This is a genomic window from Cecembia rubra, from assembly GCF_003014575.1.
GTDB classification, from domain to species: domain Bacteria; phylum Bacteroidota; class Bacteroidia; order Cytophagales; family Cyclobacteriaceae; genus Cecembia_A; species Cecembia_A rubra.
In genome coordinates this window covers 165937-191584 of sequence record NZ_PYGF01000006.1, presented here as the reverse complement: position 1 = coordinate 191584, position 25648 = coordinate 165937, and the positions used below count along the sequence as shown (strand labels likewise).

The following is a 25648-nucleotide window of genomic DNA, read 5'->3' as shown; positions in this document are numbered from 1 at the left end:
TTTAATGCAAATGCAAACGTTATGATGAAAACCTACCAATCAATTTTCCTTATATGGGCCTTTTTATTGACAGGCCTATACGCAGAGGCACAGGATGGCAGCTATGCTGAAGCCCATTATGATAAAGCTGAATACAAAATCCCAATGAGGGACGGAACCAAACTGCATACAGTGGTTTACACACCCAAAGACAAAAGTAAAAAATACCCATTTGTCATGCAGAGAACACCTTATAGCTCAGGCCCATATGGTGAAGGGAATCTGAAAACCCTGCTGGGTCCATCCGAAAAAATGATGCATGACGGGTACATCTTTGTATATCAAGACGTAAGAGGCAGATGGATGTCGGAAGGTAAATATGACAATATGCGGCCTACAGTTCCCTACAGAAAAAAAGGAAGCAAGGAAATCGATGAAAGCACTGATACCTATGACACTATAGAGTGGCTCTTGAAAAATATTCAGAACCACAATGGGAAATTTGGGCAATGGGGTATTTCCTATCCTGGATTCTATGCAGCTGCAGCTTTACCTTTTGCACATCCCGCATTGAAGGCAGTTTCCCCTCAGGCCCCAATTGGTGATTTTTATTTTGATGACTTTCACCATAATGGTGCTTACTTCCTAAGTTATTGGTTAGCAACTTCCGTTTTTGGCTACCAACATGATGGACCAACAGATAAAACCTGGTATTCCATGGTCAATACAGGCACAAAAGATGCCTATCAGTTTTTTATGGACATGGGCTCACTCAAGAATGCAGATCAATATTACGGGGAGGATAATTTCTTTTGGACCCAATTAAAGGAAAACCCTGATTACAATGAGTTTTGGCAAAAAAGAAGCATTATCCCACATTTGAATGAGGTAAAACCAGCTGTCATGACTGTTGGCGGATGGTTTGATGCAGAAGATCTCTATGGCCCCTTGACCATTTACAAAACCATAGAAAAAAATAATCCCGGCACCTATAACACCCTGGTAATGGGACCATGGTCTCATGGAGATTGGTCCAGGGAAAGGGGCTACCAACAGGTTTCGAATATTTATTTTGGTGATTCTATCTCAACTTGGTATCAAAAAAATGTAGAAGCTGTATTTTTTGAACATTTTCTCAAAGGTCCTGCGGATGGCAAAACAAATTTACCAGAAGCATACATTTTTGATACAGGAACAAATGAATGGAGAACTTTTGATACATGGCCTCCAAAAGAAGCAGTCAGCACCGTTTATTACCCACATGGAAATGGCAAATTGAGCACAGAAGCGCCAAAAGGAAATGCAGTATCATCCTTTATCTCCGACCCTTCCAAACCTGTGCCATATAGCCCTGACATCAAATTCAACTTTACTCCAAGAAAGTATATGGCAGATGATCAGCGCTTTGCAGCCAGAAGACCAGATGTACTGGTATTTGAAACAGATATTTTGGATTCGGATGTAACCCTGGCTGGTGAAATCCTGGCCAAATTGATGGTATCTACTTCAGAGACCGATGCAGATTGGATTGTAAAATTGGTGGATGTCTTCCCTGGAGATACACCTGACCATAACAGGGTACAGGAGGGAACCCACCTTAGCAATTATCACATGATGGTGAGATCAGAAGTTATCAGAGGAAGATATCGTGAAAGCTTCTCAGAACCAAAACCGTTTGTACCAAACCAAAAAACTGAAGTCCCCTTACAGTTACAGGATGTCATGCATACTTTCAAAAAAGGGCATAAAATCCAGATTCAGATCCAAAGTACCTGGTTCCCATTAATTGATAGGAATCCACAGAAGTATGTAGAAAACATCTTTAAAGCAGATGATACCGACTTCATCAAAGCTTCCCATAAAGTATATCATGATGAAACTGCCCCAACAGCTATCCATGTGCAGGTGCTGAAATAATCCAAGAAAAAGGAAAGGGCAAAGGAAAACCTCATTTTCCTTTGCCCTTTCCTTTTTCACTTTCTCATTTCGCTTTTTTTATTCCCGGCATCTGGCAAACTTCTTTACCTTTGGGACTGTTTATTGGCTAGATAAAATTTAAAATTTCATGAATCCATTACTGGAAAAATTTAACACCCCATTTGAAACTGTCCCTTTCCATTTAATAAAACCCGCGGATTTCCTTCCAGCTGTCAAGGAAGCCATACTTGAGGCAAAAAAAGAAATTGAAGCCATCAAGTCGGAACCTATTCCTGATTTTGAAAATACCATAGTGGCTTTGGAAAGGACGGGTGATAAACTGCAGAGAATCACCTCTGTTTTTTTTAACATCAATAGTGCCGAAACCAATGATGAAATTCAGGCTTTGGCCAGAGAAATCTCTCCTTTGTTGACGGCCCATAGCAATGACATCTTATTGGACGAAGATCTATTTACCAGAATTCAACTCGTTTTCGGAGAAAAAGCCAAGCTTCACCTCAGTGAAGAGCAAAAAACTTTGCTGGACAAAACTTATAAGGCTTTTGTCAGAAATGGTGCAAAACTGGATCTGGCCAAAAAAGCCAGGCTCAGGGAAATAGACAGTAAATTATCCCAACTCAGCCTTAAATTCGGGGAAAATGTACTGGCTGAAACCAATAAATTTGAATTGGTAATAGAAAACAAATCCGACCTGAAAGGTCTCCCAGAGGCTATTATTGAAGCAGCTGCACAAACCGCAGAAGAAAAAGGCAAAACAGGAAAATGGGTATTTACCCTTGCCTTTCCAAGCTATATACCCTTCATGACCTATGCTGAAAACAGGGACCTAAGGAAGCAGCTATTCCTGGCTTATAACTCTAAATCCTGTAAAGGGGACGAGCTTGACAACCAACAGATCATATTGGACATGTTGCGCTTGAAAAACGAGCGGGTAAACCTCCTGGGTTATGCAACTTATGCAGACTTTGTCTTAGAGGAGCGCATGGCAAAAAGCGCTTCAGCCGTTATGGATTTCCTTCATGGCTTACTTGAAAGAGCCAAGCCAAAAGCCAAAGCCGAAATTGACGAACTTTCTGCTTTCGCAAAAGAACTTGATGGCCTGGAGCAAATGGAAAAATGGGATTTTGCTTTTTATGCAGAAAAGCTGAAAAAGAAAAAATATGAGGTAGACAATGAACTACTTCGCCCCTATTTTAAGCTGGAAAATGTAATCGAAGGTGTCTTTACCACTGCAGAAAAACTCTACGGTATCAGATTTGTAGAAAACAAGGCAATACCAAAATACCACCCAGAAGTTACTACTTATGAAGTATTGGATACAGATGGGGGCCATGTTGGGGTCTTCTATGCAGACTTTTTCCCTAGGCCAGGAAAACGAAGTGGTGCTTGGATGACTAGTTACAGAGGACAAAAAATCATCAATGGTATTGATCAGAGACCGCATATTTCCATTATTTGCAATTTCACCAAACCTACTAAAACAACACCTTCGCTACTGACTTTTAATGAAGTGACTACCCTTTTCCATGAATTTGGGCATGCCCTTCACGGATTATTGGCAAAAGGAAATTATGAATCCTTATCCGGCACAAGTGTGCATTGGGATTTTGTGGAGTTACCTTCCCAGATTTTCGAAAATTGGTGCTATGAAAAAGAATGCTTAGACCTATTTGCCAGGCACTATGAATCCGGAGAGCCTATTCCGGTCGAACTGATTCAGAAAATAAAGAACTCGGCAAATTTCCACATGGGTTACCAAACCGTGAAACAGATAAGCTTTGGCCTTTTGGATATGGCTTATCATGGTTCTGATCCTAATAAAATAACTGACATTCCAACCTTTGAGAATGAAGTTATGAAACCTACTCAGTTGCTGCCTGAGGTAGAAGGAACATTGATGAGCACCTCATTTTCCCATATTTTCCAAGGAGGATATGCATCTGGATATTACAGCTATAAATGGGCAGAAGTCCTGGATGCAGATGCATTTGAACTCTTTTTGGAAAGGGGAATATTTGATAGGGAAACAGCTAGATCTTTCAAAGAAAATATTTTATCTGCAGGAGGAAGTGAGCATCCTTCCATTCTATTCAAAAGGTTCAGGGGAAGAGATCCGGAACCGGAAGCTTTGTTAAAAAGAGCTGGTTTACTCAATTAACCTTTCATTGTAAAAATAATCCCATAAAGACCTAATCCATTGTGTGCCTTATTTGGCTTTATTTGGATAACGCTGGACTTTATGGGATTTACCTATTTAAGAGCAATACTTATTTGACCTTGTTTTGATCTTTTCTAAAGTGCAAAGGAGGAGCCATATCCCCGATCAAAGGCTCATATACCACATCCCCTAACCTTTCATCAAATTCCTTTTTCGCTTCTTTGATCAACAGTGGGCTGAGGATAAGGTCTTTTCCGGTTAGGGCCATGGTTTTTGCAGCCACCATCATACCTTTATAGCCAATACTCATACCGTCTGCGGCCACTGCCTGCCAAGTATGGGCAGCAGTTCCAGGTACCCAAGTAGCAGTTCCGAGGCCAACAGTAGGGACCACGTAACTGACATCACCTACATCTGTGGAAGCGGGAAAGTGAGTTAGCTGGTAGGGCTGAATTTGCTTGGCCACTGATAGAGGAGGGACTCTTGGTGTATTGAAACTTGCCTGGATTTGCTTGGCAAACTCGGTTTCCTGTTGGTCATATTCCACTCCGCCAACCAAAGTCAGATTTTTATGCATGGCTTTGGCCAATGTTTCATTGGGAAGCAATCCATAAATTCCGGCTACTACTTCGACTTCCACTCTTGTGCCAGTTCCCATAGCAGCACCTTCAGCAGCTTTGATGACTCTTTGCCATATATCTTTCACTTCTGTCACATCAGGATGTCTGACCATATATTCTACCACTGCATAATCCGGCACAACATTGGCTGCCAATCCACCATTGGTGATCACATAATGTATCCTGCTTTCTTGGTCAACGTGTTCCCGCATCATATTCACCATCATATTCATTGCTTCCACTCCGTCAAGAGCAGAGCGTCCCCGCTGTGGAGCACCGGCAGCATGGGAAGTTTGTCCATGGAATTTAAAATAGCCCTGCATGACTGCGGTACAGGTTGAGGCATTGGCAGCATTTCTATCGCTGGGATGCCAGTTTATCACTGCATCCACTCCTTTGAACAATCCTTCTCTTACCATATACACTTTTCCAGCACCACCTTCTTCTGCCGGAGTACCAAATATTTTGAGGGTTGCCTGAATGTTATTAGCATCTATCCACTCTTTCAGTGCTACAGCAGAGGCGACTACAGCAGTACCAAAAAGATTATGCCCACATCCATGTCCATTACCTCCATCTACTAACACAGACCTAAATGGAACAGCATCTTGGGACAATCCGGGAAGAGCATCATATTCTGCCAAAAAGCCTATTACAGGCCCACCTTTATCATATGTTGCTACAAAGGAAGTGGGCATTCCCGCCAGTCCTGTTTGAACCTTAAATCCTGCCGTTTTCAGTTCATCAATCAAGAGCTTGGAACTTGTAAATTCCAGGTAACCTAATTCGGGGTTTTCCCAAATCTGTCTTGCTACCTTGGAGAATCTCTCTGTATTGTTATCGAGATTTCTGACAATAAATGCATCATGGGAAGTCTCTTGTGCAAAGACAAACACAGACAAGAAAACCCCCATCAAACTGAGTATAGATTTTTTCATAAAGGTGATTTTTAATTTCGCTGAATTACCTGATTATAAAAATAACTGAAGCAATTTGAAAACAAAACAGAATTTTGAGCAAGTTAAAAACGACAAAAATTAAATCGATTGAGGACCACGGAATTATTCGCTATGGCAAAAAAAAAGAGGATCGTTTTCACATCCTCTTTTTCAAAATCTTTAATCCATTTGAAAAGCAGCAGCTGTCTTTTGTAAGTAGCTTTGCACTCCTTGGATCCTGTTAGACCACAATGAGCAACCCAACAAGGATCAACCAAACGATCGACGAGATCGCCAATAGTATCTTGAATTGTTTTTCCTCGTTCATAGCCTTTTTTTTGTTAAATGTACAAATATTTTTGTAGCAATTCAAATAAACGAAAAATTTTCTTTTTACAAAAGAAAAAAGAGGTTTTAATCACTCAAATCGTGGTAATGTTTCTGATTTTTCGACATATTCAATGCATTCCATTCAATTTTTGTATCCACAGGAAATTTTCTTACAGGACAATCTGCTATCTGGCAATAATGACAGCACTTTTCTGGAATGCAGGGATCGGCATGGACAAACACCTCCATAATACCAGGCCAATCATCTTCTAATACCTTTTCAAGTTCCTCTACTTCATTATGGACTTGTTCCAAATCCAGATAATAGGGCAAGGTAAGATGCAAATCCACATGCCTGTCCCCACCATATTGCTGCACCCTCATGTTATGGATATCGATCCAAACATTCTTCCTGTTTTTATTAATAGCGCTTACAGTAGATTCTACAGCCACAGGATCAGCTTCATCCATTAACCCTCCAACAGATTTTCTGACCAGGCCATATCCAGAATAAAGGATATATAAAGAAAATAAGATGGCTATAACTGAATCCAGGAAATTTAAACCGGTGAGGTAAATAACCAGGACACCCAGAATCAATAGAAATGAAGTAAAGGTATCTGTAAGCAAATGCTTACCGCTAGCCTCAAGGGTAATGCTGTTCAGCTTTTTTCCTTTTTTTTGCAGCAACACCCCCAAAATCCCATTGACAGCCCCCGAAAAAGCCACCAAAATCATCCCCTCAAGGAGTTTCTCCAAGCCACTTGGGAAAAACAGATTGTATACAGCCTGATAAATGATAAAAAGTCCAGCCAGCATAATGAGAACACCTTCGACTCCTGCGCTAAAAAACTCTATTTTACCATGTCCATAGGGATGGTTATCATCTCTGGGTCTTGAACTTAGATAAATACTGTAAGAAGCAAAACCGGCAGCCACAACATTCACTATACTTTCCAGCGCATCAGTTAAAATTGCTGCCGAATTGGTAATATAATAAGAATAGAATTTCACTATCAGGAGGATCACACTGATAATGAATGAAATTCTGATCCAAAATGATTTCTCTCTTTCCACTGGCGGTCTTTTAAAGTGGCAAAAATAGGATTAAATTTATGGAATGCTCTCAATTATTTTATTGAACTGCTGGATTTGATCCGGTTGTCTTTTTAGGTCAACAATGTATTAAATCCTAGAGGTTCGCAAATTGTTCAAAATTCTATGGAAAAGCCTACTGTAATCTTACCCGCTTATCTAAAAGCGCTGTCTGTTTTACTTTTGATCATTGTAATCATCTTTATTTTGATCTTGGGAAAGAGCCTTTTGATCCCACTTTTCCTGGCAGGATTTATTTCAGCACTTTTGGTTCCAATGGGGAATTGGCTGGAATCCAAAAAGCTTTCCCGAATCTCCAGTTCGCTTCTGGCCTTGCTTTCCGGATTATTGGGGATTTTGGCACTACTGACTTTTATTGCTTTTCAAGTAGCAAGTTTCAGCAAGGACTTGGGCAATGTCGGTGAAAAACTAAACAAATATTTACAAGATGCAGAGCAATTCTTCTCGGAAAAGCTATTTATTGAAACCGGAATTGGCAAAGGGATCGATCAGGACTACCTGATCAATCTCCTACAGGACAATAGCAAAAGTGTAGCGGATTTTATTTTTGGTACTTTAGGTTCATTGACCTCTTTTGTTTTATTAATTGTCTTTATCTTTTTCTTTCTGCTTTACAGGGATCACCTGACACTTTTCATTTCGCAAGTTTTTAAAAACCAGGACCCAGAACATGTCAGTAGAGAAATCAAAAACCTCAGAAAAGTCATCCAAAAATATATTATCGGTGTGCTGAAGGTAATGGCGATTTTAGCAGTGATGAATACAGCTGTATTGTTTGGCCTGGGAATCAAACATGCTGTTTTCTTTGGTGTCTTTGCAGGGATATTGAATATCATACCATTTCTGGGACCCTTTTTGGGTGCTATCTTACCCACCATTTTCGCCTTCTTGACCAAAGATAGTCTATGGTATCCTTTGGGAGTAGTAATAGCATTTCAGGTTATACAATTGATAGAAAGCAACTTTTTGACACCAAAAATCGTGGGAAGCAATGTTAACCTTAATGCCTTTGTTACTTTTGTGGGCCTGATGATAGGAACCGCAATTTGGGGGATAGCAGGTATGATCATCATTATACCTACATTGGCCGTCCTGAGACAAATTTTTGAACTCAGCGATGCAACCAAGCCCTATGCCCTTTTGTTAGGAGAGGAAGAACCAAAGGGTGATAAGACTGGGAAAACTGATGAAACTTAGATTGCTTTTGATAATTGTGGCTGCTATCAGCCTAAGTGCCTGCGACACTCAGGAAAATAAAAAGGGTAGATTCCTACTAAAAGGAAATGAAAAACTTAAAGAAAATGACACCAAATCTGCCATTGACTTTTATTCGGAGGCCCTAAAAATAGACCCTGAGTTCATAGATGCTTTATTCAACAGGGGGCTGGTTTTCCAACGATTAAACCGCCTTGAAGAAGCAATTTTGGATTTCAGCGCAGTCCTTGCCATTCAATCTGCGCATAGAGAGGCTTTATTTCAAAGGGGACTGGCATTGATGGATAATGGGGAATTTTACAAAGCCCTTTCAGATGCTGAAAAATCCGTGCAACTTTTTCCTGAAAACTGGCAAAGTTATTTTCTGCAAGGGCTTGTACTTGAACAGTTGAAAAATTGGGAAGCTGCTTTGGATGCTTTTGAAAATGGCCTTTCCATTGAACCCCAAAATTCAGACTTACTGGTCAATAAAGCCATCATTCTATTCTACAAAAAATCTTACCAGGAAGCTGAAGAAATGCTCCAAAAAGCAGAAGTGGTAAACCCTAATGAACCCAATATTTTTAATTTGAAATCCATGATTGCCTTTGAACAAAAAGCGCCTGAAAAAGCTTTGGAATGGGTGGAAAAGGCAATCATTCTAAATCCGAGGGATCCCTATCTCTACAACAACAGGGGCCTTTACAAATTATTCCTCGACGACTTGGATGGTGGACTTGGGGACATCAACTTCAGTTTGAAACAAGACTCCAAAAATTTATACGCATTAAGAAACAAAGGCATCTATTATGTCAAAAAAGGTCAAAAAGAATTGGCTTTAAGGTATTTGGAGGATGTCAAAGCGAAGGACCCGGAAATGGACCTGGTTCAAGAATACCTGGCAATTGCTCAGACACTCTGACTGGAGATTTTTAGTACTTCTTTGATTTTTCTCAGGAGTTCAGATGCATCAATAGGTTTGGCAACATATCCGTCAAAACCTGTTTTGTCAATTCTGTCCATGACCTCAATCTTATCAGCAGCAGAAAGAGCTAATACCGGTACGCTGGATATTTGCTTGATTTTTTCTGTAGCATCAAACCCGTTCATTACCGGCATTTGGATATCCATTAGCACGCAATCATAATCCCCATCCTGAACGGCTTCTACAGCAAGTTTCCCATTATTTACCCTATGGTATTGGATTCCCCATTTTTTGATGATTTTGCCCAAAACCAGGGCATTTACATCGTTATCTTCAACCATCAATAATTTGACATCTGATAAAGTCTTCGGACTGATAAAGGATTGAGCAGGAATCTGTGATTCCAGCGCTCTCACTTCTTCTTTCCCTGTCAATTGACTACCTTTTTCTACATCGGCAAGTTCAGGTTTGATAGGCTTTACCTCTACCACAGGGTTGTGGTTTATATTTGTCTTAATTGAAGGTTGGCCAAATACTTTTTCAAAAACAATTTCAAAGAAGAAAGTAGAACCAATTCCTAATTCAGAGTGCAGGTCGATTTGACTGTCCATCAGACCAAGCAGCTTTTTGGTAATAGACAGACCTAAACCTGTTCCACCATATTTCTTGCTGAAAGAGTGTTGAATCTGATCAAACTCATTGAAGATACGCTGCTTATGTTCTTCAGCTATACCTATGCCATTGTCCTTAATTTCAAAATATATTCTGACCTTGGAATCATCCTTTTCCCGAATCTCAACCAATACATCCACATTGCCATTATCTGTGAATTTAAGGGCATTAGTAATCAAATTATTCAATACTTGGGCCAAGCGGGTCTTATCGCCCTTTACCTCAAAATTCAAGTCATTTTTTAGGTGAAGGGTCAGTTTATTACCGCTGTCTTTGGCATGGTATTCCAGTCCGCTGATTACATTTTTGATCACCTCTTCGAGGTTCATCGGAGTCATTTCCAATGTCAACTTACCTGCCTCAATCTTTTGGAAATCGAGGAGATCATTGATCATCGTAATAAGGTTATCTACTGCAAAATTAATGGTTTTGAATGCTGATGCCTGAACAGGCGTATGATCATCCTGAAGCAAAGAATAAACAGAACCCGAAATGGCATTAAGAGGCGTCCTCAGTTCATGGCTGATAATGGAAAGGAATTCAGATTTGATCTGACTGGTCTTTAGGGCTTCCTCTTTTGCATCCCTTAATTTCTCCTCAAAACGCTTCTGATCAGTGATATCGGTCAGATATCCATACCATACCACATCACCGCTTTCCTGTTGCTCAGGCTTGGCGGCACCCATTACCCATTTATAATTTTTACTTTCGGGTTCAACAATCCTGAATTTACAGGACCAGGGAGTAAGTTTTCTGGCTGAAGAAACAGTCGAAGTAAGCACATTTGCAATATCTTCAGGATGTACTTTGGCAATTACCTTTCCTACATCTTTAAAATCAGAAAGTTCTTTTTCATCCAAGTCGAGCAAGCTTTTGATCCCCGGACTTAAATAATTGAATTTCATTTCTCCCTCCTTGTCTACCACAAACTGGTAAAGCGCTCCAGGAATATGCTCTGTAAGATGGGATAGGAAATCTGGGGCTGCCTGGGCTGTAGCAGTCACATGACTCTCTGAAATTTCCCTGAAATTTGAAATAATATAGTTTGCCCCTTTTATCTGAACAAGTTTTGAAATAATCTCAAAGGACACATCATCCCCCTTGGCATTTTTCAACTTGACAGAATGTAACTTCTGTCCATTTGTTCCCAGTTCCGATAAGTGATTTTCCCAAACCTGCTTTTCTGTGAAATGTGAATCCAATTGCTCAATGGTCTGAGGGAATTGCTGAGTACTGTCAGCCAGCAATTTCCTCTGTGCCTCTGTATTGAAAAACTGGATCCTTCCTGATAAATCAAGGATAATAGAAGGGTCTGGAGTAAGTGTATAAAGTTCTTTATAAAAATCAAGTTGACCCAAGTACTCTTGATCTTTGCTTATATCCTGAATGGTTCCAAAAATCCTGGAAACATTATTGGTCAGTACGTGGGCACTTCCCGAAAGCCTAATCCATTTCATCCCATCTTCACCAGCCTTTACCTGCAAAACCAAGTCAATCTCCTTACTGGATGATATGAGTGAAGAAAGGGAAGTTTTTACCAAAGACCTATCCGCAGGCTGGAATAATTCAATGGTATCTTCCAGACTCAGCTTGGTGTTTTTGTTTAAAGCAAAAATCTTATAGAGTTCATCAGAGAAATAAACTGAATTGGCCTGTGCATCAATTTCCCAAAAACCAATTTGGCTTAATTTCTCTCCAAGTGTGTAGAGTTCGTTAAGATTTTCAGCTTGTAATATTTTAGATTTAAAATCAGTGATTTCCCTGGCAACAGCATAAAATTTACCAACGATAAAATGAACATTGAATTCGAACCAACGGTATTCTCCATTTTTGGCCTGAAGTCTTGCTTCAAAGTGGGTGTTTTTTCTCTCTTGCCTTACATCAAAAAGCAGGGATTTTACCACCTCTAAATCATCTTGATGGAAAAAGCCGCACAACTCGATATTTATAATTTCATCTGGATTGTAGCCCAAAACCGTTTTAACGGAATTACTTACCCATGTCAGAAAAGATTCCTGTCCAATGCCTATCAGGTCAATTGAATTTCTGAAGAAATACTGAGAGTCATTTTTATTAGGCAAGCCCTGCCCTCTCAATTCTTTTCCTTTATAAAAGAGGAAATAATTTGAAGCATTTTCCTGAGGTAATTCCAGAAAAAAGGTGTATTCCACACCCATAAAAGTCAGAATCAATTCCTCATTGAAAATATATGAATTGATGTCCAACCCTAAACCAACAAGGCTCCTTTCATCAAGAAATTGACCTATCTGATTTTCAAAAGCCTGATTACTATAAAAAATATTATAGGGATAAGAATCATCAGCCAAAAAAACCATTTCGCTGGATTCAAAAATTATCTTCTTAAAAGTGTTATTAATACCTCTTTCTTTCATCGAAAGTCCAATATAACGCTGCCTATAAAACTTAAGTAATCGGGTGACAATTGCGGTACTCTTCAAGTGCCGATGTAAACATACATTAAATTGTTTTTTGTAACAAATTTTTTGCTTTTAAAATGCAAATTTTTGTCTTTAAGAACTTAAATCCCAAATTCTACCTGGAACATACCTGTCCAAGAATTCCCTGCATTCTCAAAACTAGATAGGCCTTCCAGCCACTTATAACCAATATTTCCCTGTAATTTTATCCTATGGCCATTGACGTATTTGGTAAACCCAAACAAAGCCTCATCTACTCTATTTTGGAATTGTCTAATACTTAAATCAGGTGTAGCTTTTGAATAACGAAATGCAATTTCTTTATTTCTATCCAGCATCCTGCTGATCTGGGTATTGACTCCTACCCCTTCCTGAACAAATCGGACATCACCTTGCTCATTGACAGTGATTGGATCCGGACTGGTTCTATTAAAATATTCTGCCAAGATCCCCCAACCTGCATATTTGAACATACCATCCACAATCAATGTATTCATGTTTCGTGGGGCGAATAATTCAGGCCCCAACTGACCACCAGTTCTTGTGGCTTTTTGGTTTGCCGAATAAGTTAGGCCTATAGACAATTTGGGCTTGGTTTCAAACTCGAGATCTCCCTCTGAATAGTCCCCGTTATTGAGAAATTTACCAAATGGCAAAAACTCTAACCTCCCAGTATAGGCCAGTCCATTGTTTATGGCAGGGGCATTTCTGCCATCACCTGTAGTCAAAGCTCCTTTCAATTGTACCTGCGCACTGCTCTTAAAAGGTATAGTCTGATACAAAAACAAACCAAAATCCCTGTCTAAAGTGTACAGTGCATTTGCAGTTGACCTGTCCGAAAACTGTAAGTTTCCAGAACTGATTACCCGCTGCCTGTTACCCGGAAGCTTGGACTGTCCAAAACCCATATAAAAATTTTTATTCACCACGTAATAGAGCACTGCATCCCTTACAGGCTGGGCGACCAAAGCGTTTTCAAGATCCATATCAGCCCGGGAAAATGCCAATTGGATATAATATTGAATCCTAGGATTACCTACATGACCATCAAAACGCAGTCGAAGTCGTCTCACCCGCATCTCAAATTGGTTTACCTGAAAATCATCGCCTTCCAAAGTATTGAATCCAGCTCTATTTTGCATCCTGAACCTAAAATTGAGTAGAAACAATGTATCCTTTGAAAAAGAGATCCCATTTTGCACTTTAATAAGAGCCCTTTCATCAGACTCTACCACCTGTGCCTCTGCTGTCATAAAAATTGAAAATCCAAGAATGAGAATCAATACAATTTTATGTCCTTTACCAGCCAAATGGCCCATACGTTTTGAATAAATTTTTAACGAAAACCGAATAAATATAAAGCAATTTACCAAATAAAAAACAGCCTTGTTAAACAAAGACTAATTACGTTTTTGTAATGCATTTTTGCGGATTTAAAAAATTTAAGTCCGCAAAATCCAATTTTACGTCATTACATTATAAATGTTTAAAAGCTTCCGTCTCTAAAATGGAATTAGGTATGTATTGCTCTTGTTCTTTGGTATGGATTACTTCAAAATTCCTGATGTCCACATAATCATGATAATCCTCGGAAGTATTGATGATAATTCCCCCCAACAAAAAAATTTTTTGGCAACGGAATTCTTTGATACTCATCCTTACCAGGCGATTGATCTGTTTATTGATTTTATAGTACGCCACCTCGGTGATTTCCTTTTTGGGATTTTCGGAATGAATAATTCTGTCCTTAAAAGGCATCAGCATTTGCTCCAACAGGACCTGTTGGTAATCATATTCCACTAAATGTGGAACGTAGGTTTCTTCTCCCTTATCTTCTTGCTGAAATCTTTCCAAAGCCAGCATAAGAGCCCCACAACTATTGGTGAGCTTTTTCTGACCCAGTCTTCGCATCCTTCCAAGTTCCCCCTCATCCGTAATTCCAATATGGGGACCATAAAAAATAAATGCATCACCCCCATCAGGAATGTGGTGGGAAAAAGCCACCATCCCGGTCAACCCAGAATAAGGAAGTCCTCCCAACCCCCCCATTGAAAATGGCCTGTTAAGTACTTTTCTAAAATCAGTGGAAACATTGACATCATCTGAGCACAATGAGGTAGCAAAAAGCATCTTTTTTAGATTGGTCTTATATTCCCGTGCAAGGAGATTCAAATAATTGAAGGTGATCTCTTCACCTGTTTTCGCATTGGGATAATGCTGCTGAATGATGGGCTCCATTTCCATAGTTTAATGGTTTTTTCATCAAAATAGAAAAAAATGCAGATACTTGCTCCCCACTTATAAAAAATTCAATAAAAAAGAAAAAGAGCCAGTGCTTGTACATCTGGCTCTTTCTCAATTATGTGTTATGAATCATTATACACTGGCTTTGATAAGGTTCAATGCAGAGCCTGCTTTGAACCATTCAATCTGACCTTCATTGTAAGTATGGTTTACTGAAATCTCATCTTTTGTACCATCAGCATGGTTTAATACTACAGTCAGAGGCTTGCCTGGTGCAAACTCTGTCAAGCCAAGGATATCAATGGAATCATCTTCCCTAATCAGATCATAATCTGCTGGATTAGCAAATGTCAGGGCCAACATACCTTGTTTTTTAAGGTTTGTCTCATGGATCCTTGCAAAAGATTTCACCAGGATAGCCCTTACTCCAAGGAATCTAGGCTCCATGGCAGCATGCTCTCTGGAAGAACCTTCACCATAGTTCTCGTCTCCGACTACAATAGAGCCAATTCCATGCTGCTTATAATTTCTCTGTACAGCTGGAACTTCACCATATTCACCGGAAATCTGGTTCTTCACTTTATTGGTTTCATTATTGTATGCGTTCACGGCACCAATCAGCATGTTGTTGGAGATATTATCCAAGTGCCCTCTGAATCTCAACCAAGGACCTGCCATAGAAATATGGTCTGTGGTACATTTACCTTTTGCTTTGATCAAGAGCTTCAATCCTTTCAAATCAACTCCTTCCCAAGCTTTGAAAGGCTCTAGGAGTTGTAATCTCTCAGATTTCGGATCTACAATTACTTCTACCTTAGATCCGTCTTCTGCTGGAGCCTGATATCCTGCATCCTCTACAGCAAAACCTTTGCTTGGTAGCTCCAAACCTCTTGGCTCATCCAATTTCACCTGCTGACCATCTTCATTGGTCAAAGTGTCTGTCATAGGATTGAAGGTCAGGTCACCGGCAATAGCCAATGCCGTCACAATCTCTGGTGAGGCAACAAAAGCATGGGTATTTGGATTACCATCTGCTCTCTTTGCAAAGTTCCTGTTGAATGAAGTAATGATAGAATTTTTCTCCTGCTTTTCAGCACCATGGCGTGCCCACTGGCCTATACAAGGACCGCAGGCATTGGCCAATACTACTCCGCCCATCTTACCAAACACATCCAAGAAACCATCTCTTTCTACTGTAAACCTTACCTGCTCTGAACCTGGGGTGATAGTATATTCTGATCTTGCGATCAGCTTTTTGTCAACAGCTTGTTGTGCCAAAGAAGCTGCTCTGGATATATCCTCATAGGATGAGTTGGTACAGGAACCGATCAGGCCAACTTCTAATTTTGCTGGCCATCCGTTCTCTTTGACAGCAGCTGCAAATTTGGAAAGCGGCCAAGCCAGATCCGGAGTAAATGGACCATTTACATGAGGCTCCAACTCAGAAAGATTGATCTCGATTACCTGATCGAAGTATTGCTTAGGATCGGCATAAACCTCAGCATCCCCTGTCAAGTGCTCCTTGATAGTATTTGCCATGTCAGCAATGTCGCTTCTATCTGTTCCTCTTAGGTAGGCTTCTGACTTTTCATCATAGCCGAAAATAGAGGTAGTAGCACCAATTTCGGCACCCATGTTACAGATAGTTCCTTTACCCGTTGCTGACAAAGATTTAGCTCCATCTCCAAAATACTCAACGATATAACCCGTACCACCTTTAACGGTAAGGATTCCTGCTACTTTTAGAATTACGTCCTTGGCAGAAGTCCAACCTGAAAGTTTACCGGTCAATTTTACACCGATCAGCTTAGGGAATTTCAGTTCCCATGGCAAACCTGCCATTACATCACAGGCATCCGCACCACCTACACCGATAGCAATCATTCCCAAACCGCCCGCATTGGGTGTATGGGAATCCGTTCCGATCATCATACCTCCAGGAAAGGCATAATTCTCCAAAACTACCTGATGAATAATACCTGCTCCAGGCTTCCAGAAACCAATTCCATATTTGTTGGATACAGAAGAAAGGAATTCGTAGACTTCTCTGTTCTTATCTTTCGCTTTGTTAAGGTCAGCTGTTGCTCCGACTTCTGCCTGGATCAAGTGATCACAATGAACAGTTGAAGGAACCGCAACTTTATCTCTACCAGCTTGCATAAATTGCAACAATGCCATTTGTGCAGTTGCATCCTGCATCGCTACTCTGTCAGGGTTGAAATCCACGTAATCTGCACCTCTTTTAAAAACCTGGGTAGCTTCTCCCTGTGTCAGGTGAGCATACAGAATTTTTTCAGTCAATGTAAGTGGTTTCCCCACAGCTTTTCTGGCAGCCGCTATCCTGGAAGGATATTTTTCATAGACTGCCTTTATCATTTCTATATCAAACGCCATTACAAATAATTAAAATTAATATATGGATTAGGTTATTTAAATCGTCCGCAAAGATAAAAATTAGCGGCAAAAATGGAAGCGAAATCCCATCATAAGCAGTTATTTATATCCAATTTAAAAAAACACCTAACTCACTGCTATCCATACTCCAATTCCAAGGACTGTAAATGCAGTGAAAAAGAAATAAACGGTGTATTTGAAAATTTCTTTAGCAGGTATACCTGTAATGGAAAGCAGCGGTAAAGCCCAAAAGGGTTGGAGCATATTGGAAACCTGATCCCCATAGGCAAATACTAAAATCATCTTAGGAATATCCAATCCCATTTTGATGGCAGCTTCCATCATTACAGGACCCTGAATGGCCCATTGCCCTCCACCGGAAGGGATGAAAAAGTTAACCAAAGCAGCACTGAAGAAAGAAAATAAAGGAAAAGTCTCCGCTGTCGAACGGGAAACCATATCATCTGCCAATAACACTAAAAGACCTGAATACTTCAAAATCCCCAAAATCCCTGCATAAAATGGAAACTGTATGATAATATCGGTAGCTCCCTTTACGGCTTGTGCCAAGGTCTGTACAAATGACTTCAAGCTTCCAAAGAACAAAAGTCCTGTCCCCAACAAGAAGAAATTAACCAAGTTAAGGTCAATAATTGACCAATCTTGTCTCTCTGACGCCATAAATTCCCAACCAATAGATAAGAAAATCAAAGCACCAATTACCCATCCTAACTTATCGGAACCTTCTTCCGGTTTTTCAATTTCTTTTACCACAAAATGAAAAGGCACCCCCTCCTGTTTCTTCCTTGACAAAAACAACAAAAGAAATATTAAAGAAATCACCAAAACCAAATTGATAACTAAATTAAATTCAGAAAATATGGTTTGATTCACGGGAACAACCCCTATAAGACCGGATAAAAAATGAGACCCTTCTGCAACTTTTAAGGTAGAAGAACCTGACAATCCTCCGTGCCAAACCAGCATTCCCAGGTATCCAGAAGCACCTACTAAAGAATAATTGATTGGAAGTTTTTTTTCTTGGGCAGTTTCACCTATTTTTCTAGCAAGAATCGCCCCAAGAACTAGACCGAAACCCCAATTGATGAATCCTCCCAATAATGCTAAAATCCCTGTCAGCAATACTGCCTGCACATTGGACTTCACCATGCTGACCAATTTTCCAAGTAACCTATCAATTGGTTCGGATAAAGCTAATGTATGCCCCAAAACCAAAATCAACACCATTTGCATGGTAAATTCAAGGAGTTGCCAAAACCCTGATTTCCAGAAAAATAAAATTTCCAAACCATACCAGAATGAATTAACTTCCATGGGCTTGGTAAAAATCAAAGCCAAAATGAAGATAAATAGGCTCAGATAAAGGGCTATCTCAAATGTGGAAGGAAATTTGAAGAATTTGCTCATCAGGCTCTCAAGTTACATTTGTCATCTTTATTTATAGGCAAGAGGCCAAAATTAAAATTCTTAGTAGCGATTAAAAACGTTTTAAATCAAAATTAAACTTAAGAAGACAGATTTGGAATTAAATGTTTTTTCTGTAATTCTACTTGCGTCCGGCTTCACTGTAGCAGGGATTTCAAGCGTTCTGATAAGCCAGGTTAGAGGCAGTATTCGCTGGTTTGCGATTACTATGATATCTGTTTCCCTCTGGGCAGTAGCCTATGGATTTGAGTTGGCAAGTCTGGAATTTGACCGAATGCTATTCTGGATCAAAATCGAGTATCTGGGTATCTCAATTGTCCCGGCCACTTTTTTATGGTTTTGTATAACTTATTCCAGAATGGATAAGCTTACGAATAAACTTATTTTTCTTTTGATCTTAATTATCCCACTCATTACGCTTTTGCTGGTCTGGACAAATGAATGGCATGGCATTTATTATGCACAGACTTCTGTTGACACTTCAGGGCCATTTCCTATGCTAGCTATTACCGTTGGTCCATGGTATTACATCCATGTGGGGTATTTTTATTTATGCCTGTTGGCAGGAAATGCCATTCTGCTGATCCGCTTCAAGGACCTGGATCCTGTTTACAGAAGGCAAACTTACCTTTTGATCCTTGCAAGCTTTTTTCCATGGATTTTCAATATATTTTATATGCTTGGCTTAAGACCTTTTGGCCACATTGATCTTACCCCGTTTTCTTTTTTGTTTCTATACCTGATTGTTGGCTTTGCTTTACTCAAATACAAATTATTTGATTTTAAGCCTATTGTCAGGGATACCATTATCGAATCCCTGGACAAAGGGATCCTGGTGGTAGATCCCAAAAACCGGATTATAGATTTCAACCCATTTATTTTCAAATTACTTGAGCTTCCAAAATGGAGGCTAATTGGTAAAAAAATCTCTGAGATTTTTCCTGATCGTGAAGAAATTGAAAAAAGCCTAGCGCATAGAAAAGGCGAAAAATTCGAAATATTGACTATTAAGTCCGGAGAACTTAAACATTTACAATTGAGCTTAAGCCCCATATTTGGTAAAAATCAAAATTACATGGGCACAGTGCTTACCTTTGATGATATTTCCGATGGCCGAAAAACAGCTGACCAAATAAAAAAGCAAGCTGAGGAGCTAAAGGATCTAAACCAACTCAAAGACAAAATCTTCAGTATCATTTCCCATGATCTCAAAGGGCCGATATTTGGATTGAAAGAACTTATCAAAATGACCAGGTCCGGTCTGGTAAGCCAACAGGAGTTTTTTGATCTGATGCCTGAAATTTCCAAAAACCTGGATTCTGTTTCCATTCTAATGGAAAATTTATTGGCTTGGGCCAGTACGCAGATGCAGGGAGAATACATCGTCAAAAAACAATTTGATATTGGGATACAGATGGATCAACATTTGGAGCTTTTCGGAAAATATGCCCAAGATAAAGGCATATCAATCCGCTTAGAAAAAGAAGGAGACCTTCAGGTATATGCTGACAGAAATATGATAGACCTGATCATCAGGAATCTTTTAAGCAATGCAATTAAATTCTGCAGCAAAGGGGACCAGATTTTATTATCTGCCACAGACCATATCAATTCAGTATTTATCCAGGTAATTGATACAGGTACAGGAATGACCCATGAAAACCTTGAAAAATTAAGGATGGGAATTTCCTTTACAACTTTTGGAAAAAACAAAGAGAAAGGAACCGGTCTGGGAATGGTTTTGGTGAGAGACTATATTGTCAAGAATGGAGGCGTTCTGAACATTTCCAGTGAACTTAACAAAGGAAGTGCTTTTAGCTTCAGCTTGCCCAAACAAAATCAATTAATCATTTGAGTTTGATTAGAAACTCCATGGTATCGACACCATCAGCATAATCAGCCAAACCAGGGCACTGAGCTTCTCCAAAAGGAATGCTGTTTTCAAACCAGGCTCCCCTACTAACAATGCACTGCACTTTCTCTTTCAAAGGATTGATTTTGGACTTCAGGTCTTCCAGATCTTGATAATACTCATAATATAAAACCCCTATAGGGGAAACCAGGTCATGGCTTTCTTTTAGCAACAAAAATCCATTATCGAAATGAGTATCCTTATTTACGAGATATATGGATTTATTGTAATCATAATTATTGAGGTATTTATGATGGCTGCCCAAAAATTGAAAACCATTGATGTTGTCCAAAAATCCGATAAGTGATGACTCCTGGTTGATGAATATTTTAGAAACATTTCTACATCCCATACCAAAATATTGGAAAACATCCTTGGCAAGCTCCTGATAATCAGAGGCTGTTTCGGAACCATCTAGGACGGCAACCGATGTTCTGTTTTTTCTGATAATATGAGGATATTTTCCAAAATAATAATTGAAATATCTAGCAGAGTTGTCGCTTCCTGTAGCTATATAGGCATCTTTTCCTTTCAGCATATCTTCAAAACTTACCAAAGAGGAAAATTTTGGTTCGATAGCGAAGAGTTTATCCATCAACCATTTAATGGAAACCAAGTCAGCAGAACTGAGCTTGACAGAAGCATGATGGCCTGCAATCAACACACAAAGTAAATCATGAAAGCCAACAGCCGGGATATTTCCAGCCATCAGGATTCCGATATCTTTGGTTTCAACTTCCTCTATCAAAGCATAAGATTTCACCCAATTCCTTAACTTATCTTCCTGAAGCATATCAGAAATTGCAAGAAATGCCAGTCGGGTCTGATCAGGGATAAACCAGTTATTGTTATTTTCTATTTTCCAGGAAAGCTCCCCAAACTCCTCTTCTGAGATTTCATTTATGGCTTTTCCAAGTAAAACAAATGCTTTAATTCTTTCTTCCAGGGTCATTTTCACGCAATTTCAGGCACAAAGATATTCAATTAGTAAAAAGGAACTTTGGATAGAATGAATTTAAATTAGTTAGCATGACAACTTTTTTTTGCATCCAATGTTATTTGCATAGTAATTTTGGGAAAATAAAATTGGATCCGCTATGGCTATAATGATAACTGACGAATGCATCAACTGTGGTGCATGCGAACCGGAATGCCCTAATACAGCTATATACGAAGGAGGAATAGAATGGACTTGGGCAGGAGGCACAAATCTTAAGGAAGTAACCTTACCCGACGGGACGGTAGTTGATGCCCATAAGAAGCAAAAACCTGTCTCAGATGAGTTCTACTATATTGTAACAGAAAAATGTACAGAATGTACCGGATTCCACGAAGAGCCACAGTGTGCAGCTGTGTGTCCAGTGGATTGCTGCGTAGATGATCCAGACCACAGAGAAACAGAAGAAGAACTTATGGCGAAAAAAATCTTCATGCATGGAGAATAATTAAGTGTAAAAACTTCTCCGCGTGAAAGGCTTATTCGTTTTATAGGTTCAAAATCAAGGTTGAAACTAATACAAAAATTACGATATGGCTGTCTCCAAAAAGGTGACAGCCATAATTTTTAAATACGCATCACTTATAAATACTTCTGATTTTTAACCGTTTGACACACATTTCCTATCATTTATTTAAAAAAAACTGACAATTCCCTTGAATATGTTTTTTGATTTGCTTTATCTTGGAGGACAAATCATTCCAAACACAAACAATAAATTCTTTTAACAGTGGAAGACAACAGAGGCAACGACAGAGAAGAAATCTTCTCCAAAAGAGTAAAGGCAGGTAAAAGAACATATTTTTTCGATGTTAAGTCAACAAAATCAAATGATTATTACTTAACAATTACTGAGAGTAAAAGAAGAATGAGGGACGACTCATTTTCCTTTGAAAAGCACAAGATTTTTCTTTATAAAGAAGATTTTGCCAAATTTCTCGAAGCATTGCAGGAAGCAGTGGATCATGTAAAAAACGATTTGATGGCTGACTTCGATTTCTCTCAATTTGAAAGAGAAGAAGAATCAGAAAATGAATTTGATGATGAGTTAAAATGGGATTAATTCCCATTTTTTAGTTTATTTAGGAGAAAGAAGCTCTTAGACAAATTTGTCAATCGCCGGCATAATTTTTATGCGGAGGAGAGCGTCTTTCTCCTTTTTGTTATCCTATGAAAAAGCCGATTCCAAAACTAGTCCTTATCTTTTTACTGCTCTTTGGAGTGGGTTGGTATTTTTCGAACATTACCATGTATTTTGTTTTCTCATTGGTGCTGGCTGCTATCCTTAGGCCACTGACCAATAGGATCAATTCTATTCATATTTTTGGACAACATGTACCGCGCTGGATTTCCATATTCATTTCATTTGCAGTGGTGGGCGCTATCATCTTTTCCATTGGTGCATTGTTTATCCCATTGATTGGCGCTCAAATTCAGGTAATAGCCACTTATGATTTAGATTATGTTTATCAACAGATCCAAAACCCTGCCGGTAGAGTTGAAGACCTCCTGATTAAATATGAGATTATAAAAAGTGAGCCTGGATTTCTGATCACTCAAGTCCGGGAAAACCTTGTCAATAGCTTCAGTAGTATAAATATTCAGGGTTTAATCAACACCATATTCAGTACAACAAGCTCAATATTATTGGGTTTCATGGCGATTTCCTTTATCACTTTTTTCTTATTGCTGGAAAACGGCCTGCTGAGGAGAAATATCATGAGTTTGGTACCTAATGCCTATTTTGAGCTGGCAGTGTATACTTTCAATAAAGTTGAAAGGCTACTCTCGAATTATTTAATCGGCTTACTTATACAGCTGACCTGTATTTTTTCTTTAGCGGCCATTGGTTTGAGTCTAATGGGTATAGAATATGCACTTACCATTGCGATGTTTGCTGCTGTGGCTAATTTAATTCCCTATGCAGGGCCTTTATTGGGTGCAGCCTTTGGCGTTATAGTCGGCCTCACTACTGGATCCTTTGAATCATCCAATGAAATTATTTTTATGGTGGTAAAGATCCTTTCTGTATTTTCTGTCGTTCAGCTGACGGACAATGTGGTCCTTCAGCCATTAATTTTCTCTAAATCTGTAAAAGCGCATCCTCTTGAAATATTTGTTATTATCTTTGCCGGTGCTAAAATCGCAGGCATCCTGGGGATGATTTTTGCGATACCTGTTTACACAATCTTTAGGGTATCCTTTTTGGAGTTCTACAAAGGTTACAGGGAGTACAGAATATTTAAACTGTAAAAGAAAAAATCAAGAATGGCTTTACAATGTGGTATCGTTGGACTTCCCAACGTAGGTAAATCTACTTTATTCAATGCACTATCAAGTGCAAAAGCAGAAGCTGCTAATTTCCCCTTCTGCACCATAGAACCCAATGTTGGTGTAGTTACTGTACCTGATCAAAGGTTACAGATTTTGGAAGATTTGGTAAAGCCCAATAAGCTTGTCCCCACAGTAATTGAATTCGTAGATATCGCGGGTTTGGTAAAGGGAGCCAGTAAGGGAGAAGGATTGGGCAATAAATTTCTTGCAAACATCAGAGAAGTGGATGCCATTATTCACGTGATCCGTTGCTTTCAGGATGACAATATCGTCCATGTAGCAGGAGGCGTAGACCCTGTTTTTGACAAGGAAGTTATTGATACAGAGCTTCAGCTTAAAGATTTGGAATCTGTGGAGAAAAAGATCATCAGGATTGAAAAAATTGCCAAATCAGGTGATGCCAAAGCCAAGAAAGAGCTTGAAATCCTTCAACTGTTTAAGCAGGGTCTGGAGTCTGGCAAAAACGCAAGGGCAATTGAAGTAGAAAAAGAAGATCTGGAGGTTGTGAGGGATCTCCACCTGTTGACAATTAAGCCTGTACTCTATGTGGCCAATGTAGAAGAAGGAAGCATACTCACAGGAAACAAATTTGTGGAACAGCTGAGAGAAAAAGTAAAGGAGGAAAATGCTGAAGTCATTGTACTTTGTGCGGCAATAGAGTCCCAAATTGCAGAATTTGAAGATCAGGAAGAAAAGGCTATGTTTCTTTCTGAATATGGATTAGATGAAAGCGGCCTCAACAAATTGATTCAGGCTGCGTATAAGTTACTTAACCTGATCACTTATTTTACAGCTGGTGTTCAAGAGGTAAGAGCTTGGACTATCAAGAAAGGCTGGAAAGCTCCACAGGCTGCAGGAGTTATCCATTCTGATTTCGAGAGAGGTTTTATCAAAGCAGAAGTAATAAAACTCAATGATTATCAAACATTTAAAACCGAATCAGCTTGTAGGGAAAATGGAAAAATTTCCATAGAAGGCAAAGAGTATGTAGTACAGGATGGAGATATTATGCATTTTAGGTTCAATGTTTAATCAATCTTTAAAAAAAATTTGTACTTTTGCCAGATACCAAACAAAAAGTAAATAGTAAGTAATCTAAGTTTAATGATTGTTTAAATTTTATTTTTAAAACCGTGAGAATAAGACTAATATTTTCCCTAAAAAACAAAGGTGCTTATTTACCCTTTCACCACCAGTACATTCTGGCACAATTCCTTAAAGGTCTCATCGTAAAAGGTGGGAGAGAAGAGTTTTTCAATTACAATTACTTCAATTTCTCTGGTCTCAAAGGACAGACCAAAGTAAGTAGAAGCGGACTTCATTACTATTCCAGTTTAGTCACCTTAGTGCTTTCATCACCCAATGAAGAATTTATGGACTATTTGCTGGAGCAGGTATTCGAAACGCCGAAAATTGAGTTGGGCAATTTGATACTCTCTCCTGAGTACACCGAACAGGAATTTGAACCAACCTTGGAGAGTTCAAACAAATTTGTTTGTATTTCACCCTTGGTATTGATCACTCCATCATTCAATGATGAGTCAGGTAAGCGCTTCATCAATCCGGATACCGATGAATTTTCGGATCTATTGTATGAATCTACCCTTACCAGAATGGAAAAATCAGGTTGGTACAGCCAGGAACAAATGGAATCTTTCTACAAATTCCAAGTGGTACCGGATATGAATTATGTAAATAAGCTGAGAGAACAGCAGAAAAAATTTGCAAGAATCTATTCTGTTTACGACATGGATGTGAAATATGAAGTAAGAGGTTATACTTTACCTTTTACCTTATATGCAGCCCAAGAAGTTCAGGACTTTGTGTTCAAATGTGGACTGGGTGCTTTCACCCACAAAGGCTTTGGAATGCTGGATTTAGCAAACCATTTGCCAAGTCAAAGGACTGAACCTTACAAATTCAAAAGAGAGGGATTTATTCCTTACAAATCCCACACCGAAAGGCAAAAGCCTGATGAACTTGAAGGTGAACAGGAAATCTAAAAAAAATCCC

At 39.2% G+C, this 25648-nt stretch carries 18 protein-coding genes; 10 read left to right on the top strand and 8 right to left on the bottom strand.

The features are described 5' to 3' along the window. Window positions 1–21: 21 nt before the first annotated feature. Both CLV48_RS12345 and CLV48_RS12340 read left to right on the top strand, forming a co-directional pair. Complete coding sequence (locus tag CLV48_RS12345; protein ID WP_106567592.1) at window positions 22–1896, top strand: CocE/NonD family hydrolase; 1875 nt, start codon at window positions 22–24, stop codon at window positions 1894–1896. 148 nt (window positions 1897–2044) lie between these two features. Continuing rightward, window positions 2045–4075 carry a M3 family metallopeptidase gene (locus tag CLV48_RS12340; RefSeq protein WP_106567591.1) on the top strand — a complete coding sequence of 677 codons (2031 nt, stop codon included), beginning with the start codon at window positions 2045–2047 and terminating at the stop codon, window positions 4073–4075. Between the two features lie 109 nt (window positions 4076–4184). On the opposite strand, the gene CLV48_RS12335 is transcribed toward CLV48_RS12340, so the two are convergent. Then, the gene (locus CLV48_RS12335) at window positions 4185–5633 is read right to left on the bottom strand and encodes an amidohydrolase (RefSeq protein WP_106567590.1); all 1449 of its coding nucleotides are present in this window, start codon (window positions 5631–5633) and stop codon (window positions 4185–4187) included. A 414-nt stretch (window positions 5634–6047) separates the two neighbouring features. Further along, window positions 6048–7040, bottom strand: a complete 993-nt coding sequence (locus CLV48_RS12330; RefSeq protein ID WP_106567589.1) for a cation diffusion facilitator family transporter — start codon at window positions 7038–7040, stop codon at window positions 6048–6050. A gap of 144 nt (window positions 7041–7184) precedes the next feature. Between CLV48_RS12330 and CLV48_RS12325 the strand changes: the two genes are divergently transcribed. Further along, complete coding sequence (locus tag CLV48_RS12325; protein ID WP_106567588.1) at window positions 7185–8276, top strand: AI-2E family transporter; 1092 nt, start codon at window positions 7185–7187, stop codon at window positions 8274–8276. Continuing rightward, the gene (locus CLV48_RS12320; RefSeq protein WP_106567670.1) at window positions 8266–9195 is read left to right on the top strand and encodes a tetratricopeptide repeat protein; all 930 of its coding nucleotides are present in this window, start codon (window positions 8266–8268) and stop codon (window positions 9193–9195) included. The genes CLV48_RS12325 and CLV48_RS12320 overlap by 11 nt, the downstream gene beginning before the upstream one ends. Here the strand turns inward: CLV48_RS12320 and CLV48_RS12315 are convergent. From CLV48_RS12315 to CLV48_RS12295, 5 genes are all read right to left on the bottom strand, one after another. Next, window positions 9183–12263: a PAS domain-containing hybrid sensor histidine kinase/response regulator gene (locus CLV48_RS12315; protein WP_106567587.1), complete on the bottom strand. Its 3081-nt coding sequence runs from the start codon at window positions 12261–12263 to the stop codon at window positions 9183–9185. The genes CLV48_RS12320 and CLV48_RS12315 overlap by 13 nt on opposite strands. Before the next feature lie 146 nt (window positions 12264–12409). Further along, the gene (locus CLV48_RS12310; RefSeq protein ID WP_106567586.1) at window positions 12410–13627 is read right to left on the bottom strand and encodes a porin; all 1218 of its coding nucleotides are present in this window, start codon (window positions 13625–13627) and stop codon (window positions 12410–12412) included. A 157-nt stretch (window positions 13628–13784) separates the two neighbouring features. Further along, the gene (locus CLV48_RS12305) at window positions 13785–14552 is read right to left on the bottom strand and encodes a hypothetical protein (protein WP_106567585.1); all 768 of its coding nucleotides are present in this window, start codon (window positions 14550–14552) and stop codon (window positions 13785–13787) included. Window positions 14553–14684: 132 nt separating this feature from the next. Continuing rightward, complete coding sequence (locus CLV48_RS12300; protein ID WP_106567584.1) at window positions 14685–16946, bottom strand: aconitate hydratase; 2262 nt, start codon at window positions 16944–16946, stop codon at window positions 14685–14687. Window positions 16947–17072: 126 nt separating this feature from the next. Then, a complete protein-coding gene (locus CLV48_RS12295; protein WP_106567583.1) occupies window positions 17073–18374 on the bottom strand; it encodes a short-chain fatty acid transporter in 1302 nt (433 codons plus the stop codon). Between the two features lie 112 nt (window positions 18375–18486). Here CLV48_RS12295 and CLV48_RS12290 point away from each other — a divergent pair, with 112 nt between their 5' ends. Beyond that, window positions 18487–20247 carry a sensor histidine kinase gene (locus tag CLV48_RS12290; protein WP_106567582.1) on the top strand — a complete coding sequence of 587 codons (1761 nt, stop codon included), beginning with the start codon at window positions 18487–18489 and terminating at the stop codon, window positions 20245–20247. On the opposite strand, the gene CLV48_RS12285 is transcribed toward CLV48_RS12290, so the two are convergent. Next, window positions 20240–21256 (bottom strand): aldehyde dehydrogenase family protein, encoded by a 1017-nt coding sequence (locus tag CLV48_RS12285; RefSeq protein ID WP_106567581.1) that lies wholly within the window; start codon window positions 21254–21256, stop codon window positions 20240–20242. The genes CLV48_RS12290 and CLV48_RS12285 overlap by 8 nt on opposite strands. Before the next feature lie 145 nt (window positions 21257–21401). Between CLV48_RS12285 and CLV48_RS12280 the strand changes: the two genes are divergently transcribed. The 5 genes from CLV48_RS12280 (at window position 21402) to cas6 (ending at window position 25638) form a co-directional block, all read left to right on the top strand. Then, entirely contained in the window at window positions 21402–21749 is a 348-nt protein-coding gene (locus CLV48_RS12280) for a 4Fe-4S binding protein (RefSeq protein WP_106567580.1), read from the top strand. A 282-nt stretch (window positions 21750–22031) separates the two neighbouring features. Continuing rightward, window positions 22032–22364 (top strand): DUF3276 family protein, encoded by a 333-nt coding sequence (locus CLV48_RS12275; protein WP_106567579.1) that lies wholly within the window; start codon window positions 22032–22034, stop codon window positions 22362–22364. Window positions 22365–22471: 107 nt separating this feature from the next. Beyond that, a complete protein-coding gene (locus CLV48_RS12270) occupies window positions 22472–23554 on the top strand; it encodes an AI-2E family transporter (RefSeq protein ID WP_106567578.1) in 1083 nt (360 codons plus the stop codon). A 15-nt stretch (window positions 23555–23569) separates the two neighbouring features. Beyond that, on the top strand, window positions 23570–24667 hold the full coding sequence (gene ychF, locus CLV48_RS12265; RefSeq protein ID WP_106567577.1) for a redox-regulated ATPase YchF: 1098 nt from the start codon (window positions 23570–23572) through the stop codon (window positions 24665–24667). Between the two features lie 101 nt (window positions 24668–24768). Then, a complete protein-coding gene (gene cas6 / locus CLV48_RS12260) occupies window positions 24769–25638 on the top strand; it encodes a CRISPR-associated endoribonuclease Cas6 (RefSeq protein ID WP_106567576.1) in 870 nt (289 codons plus the stop codon). Window positions 25639–25648: the final 10 nt, after the last annotated feature.